General features: G+C 55.7%; 2 protein-coding genes. Both read right to left on the bottom strand.

Annotated elements, in window-relative coordinates; all coding sequences use genetic code 11:
* Positions 1–53: 53 nt before the first annotated feature.
* Entirely contained in the window at positions 54–1,229 is a 1,176-nt protein-coding gene (locus BUB55_RS13640) for a hypothetical protein (protein ID WP_073192415.1), read from the bottom strand.
* 174 nt (positions 1,230–1,403) lie between these two features.
* Positions 1,404–2,899 (bottom strand): hypothetical protein (locus BUB55_RS13645; RefSeq protein WP_234971951.1); only part of this gene is annotated, 1,496 nt, incomplete at its 5' end.

Below are 2,899 nucleotides of genomic sequence, written 5' to 3' on the forward strand. Positions count from 1 at the left end.
TTGTGTTTGATTTGTGGTTATTTCAAATCTAAAAATTGGAACATCCTATTTTTTTACCCCCTTAGTGGAATTTGCGAAAGAAAATATACGTTACCCTTGTCGAGGAGGCAGCCCTTGTTGCCGGCACCGCATTCGCTGAGGTAGCCGCCGTACTGGCTGCCCATGGAGCCGATGCCGAGCTGCTTGCTGCATCCGTTGAACATGCCTACGCCACCGCCCGGAATCATCAGGTCGAACTGTCCCTGCTGCACGTCGCCGCCGATGTTGGACACCATCACGACCATTTTTTTGCCGTTGAGGCCGTTGCCGCCGCCCTGGTGGTCGCCGCCGTCGAAGGTGAGGAGGTAGCAGTAGCCGCACTTGGCGCCGTCGGCCGCGGGAACTGCCGCAAAACCGAAGGCGATGTTGTCGGTGGCTGCCCACGGGGCCTGGAAGTCGCAGACGCCGGCTTCGCCACCGTCGCAAACACTCTTGTAGCCGTTACCGATGGTTTCCATCTTGTTGTCGCAGGTCTGGGTTGTAGTCTTGGCTTCGCGCTTGTCTTGGGCGTTCTTGCCCACGTTGCCGTCCCATCCGCAGTGGGGCTTGCAGCAGTCCCAGTAACGGGTGCCCCAGCCGTGGCCCTGGTGGCCGCCGCTCTTGACCTTGAACTGGGTCGTGGTGGCGCGGCTGCTCGAGCTCCTGACGCTGGAACTGGACTTGACGCTAGAAGAGGACTTCACGCTGGAACTGGAACGAACTTTGGAGCTGCTGGAGGAAGCCGTCCCGGAAGAGGGGTGGGCCTGCTCGCTCGAACTGGCCGGCAAATCCACGGCAGAAGAAAGTCCCGGGACCTGGGCTTCGGAAGAGGCCGGGAGTGGGTCGGCGCTGGAGGCCGGCTCCTGAGGGAACACCGCGGGGAGGGTTGCCAAATCGACGCCAATGAAAACCGGCTGCATGGCGAGGTCAAAAATCGACTGGGAGGGAATGTCGTACAGGCCAATCAAGTTGCCTTGAACGTCGGTCACTTCAAGCGTTGGAGAAGTCTCTGCGTTGGCTGCCGAGATTACGAAAATATTTGCTCCGTCAAAAAACACCCAGCTGGGGTTTGCGACTGCGATGCTGTTGATATCAAATGGAAGTTCTTGCGCCGCGGTGTCGGAAGATTCTGTGGATGATTCATCGGAACAGTTCCAGGCAAAAGCAAGAATTCCTGCAACGGCCAAAAATCTAAAATAGGGGAATTTCATTAATTAATACCTCTTTGTTACATCCACAAACCCACCTTAAAAATACAATTTAAGATGTTCTTTGTCTTGTAAATTCTTATAAATGGTGATGCGAATCATTGATAAGATGTCAAGAGTGAAATACGAAAAACCCGCCTCGTGGAGGCGGGTTCGAAATCTATTTTTTAGCAAATATTAGTAGCGGCTGGAGAGCTCGCTCGGGCACTCCACTTCCTGGAAGGTGTGCTTCGGGTTGTCTGCCGCGTCAAGCCAGTTGGCAAGGAACAAGCAACCGTTTTTGAGGTTGGCGTTGTTGCCGTATTCCTTGTTGCACTGTTCAATAAGGCAGGACTTGTCGCCTTTGCAGGTGGTGAGCAAGCCGCCGTATTGAGCGCCGGCACAGGAAATGCCCATCTTCTGGCATCCGCTGAAGGCGCCAACGCCGCCACCCGGAATCATGATGTCGAACTGACCTTCATGAACGTCGTAGCCGATGTTCGAAACCATAACGATCAACTTCTTGCCGTTGATGCTGGACTTGGCTCCGCCTTCGGCTTGGCCGTTGAACGAGAGCATGTAGCACTTGCCGCAAGAAACCCAAGATCCGGATGTTGCCGCAAAGGCGTATGCGTATTCGTCGTTCACAATAACAGGGGCCTGGGTTGCGCACGTACCGGCAGAGCCGCCGTCGCACACACTTGCTTCGTCGCCACCGGCCTTGCTGCCATCGGCATGGCAAGTCGTGGCCTGCGGACCGCCCTTTCCGGGCCAAGCGCAGTGCGGCTTGCAGCTGTCCCAATAACGGGTGGCCTTGCCGGAACCGGACTTGCCGCCCGCGACCACCTTGATAACAGGCGATGTGCCCTGCTGTTGCTGAGTGCTAGAAGAACTTGCAACGCTGGAGGAGCTCTTTACGCTGCTGGAGCTTTTGACGCTGCTGGAGCTCTTTACGCTGGAAGAGGACGTGTTCTGCTGCTGCTGCTGGGAGCTGGAGCTCTGGGTTGGTTGTTGGCTGCCGTTGCCGTTGGCGCATTGAGCCGAGCCGTCCTTAAGGTCGCCGGCGTCGTACCAGTCCAAAAGCTTGCACTCGTTGTCGTAAGAGTAATTGCTGTTTTTGGTAGTCTTGAGACCCTGGGCATAGGGTTCCACGCATCCGCCGCAAATCTTGTCGAGGCACTTGCCCTGTTCGCAGCTGGTGACAACCTGCTGCTTGGACGACGAGCTGGACGTTTGCTGCTTTTGAGATGACGACGAGGACTTGGGCGTTGTCTGCGTTGCGGAAGAGACTGTAGTTTGCTGATTGTTGCTAGAAGGCGGAGGCGTGACCGTGGCGGAGCTCGGCGTAACGGGGACATCGGAGCTTGTCGGGAGGACGACTTCTGCAGAAGACATGAGCGTCGGGTCCACGGGAATGTCGATGGGCGTTGTCTGCTGGGGCTGCGTGAATACAGCCGAAGTCGGGACTGTGGCGAGCATGTTCAGGTCAAGGCCTGTCACCACCACAGAGTTGTTCGCGATAATGGAGCCCGATGCGACGTCAAAATGACCGATGAGAGCGCCACCGTCGGCATAAACCTGCATGTTGGTGGGAGAAACGGAAGATGCCCCAAAGTTAGTTGAAATTTCTGCAACCAAAAAGAAAAAGGTGGTCTCCAACTTGTAAATTTGGTTCAGCAAAAAAACACCAAGCA

The sequence above is a fragment of the Fibrobacter sp. UWP2 genome (assembly GCF_900141705.1).
In the GTDB taxonomy this organism is placed as follows: Bacteria; Fibrobacterota; Fibrobacteria; order Fibrobacterales; family Fibrobacteraceae; genus Fibrobacter.

What these genes read in the sequence shown, in the direction of transcription:
- BUB55_RS13640 (WP_073192415.1), bottom strand. Translation starts at nt 1,229, where the DNA reads ATGAAATTCCCCTATTTTAGATTTTTGGCCGTTGCAGGAATTCTTGCT.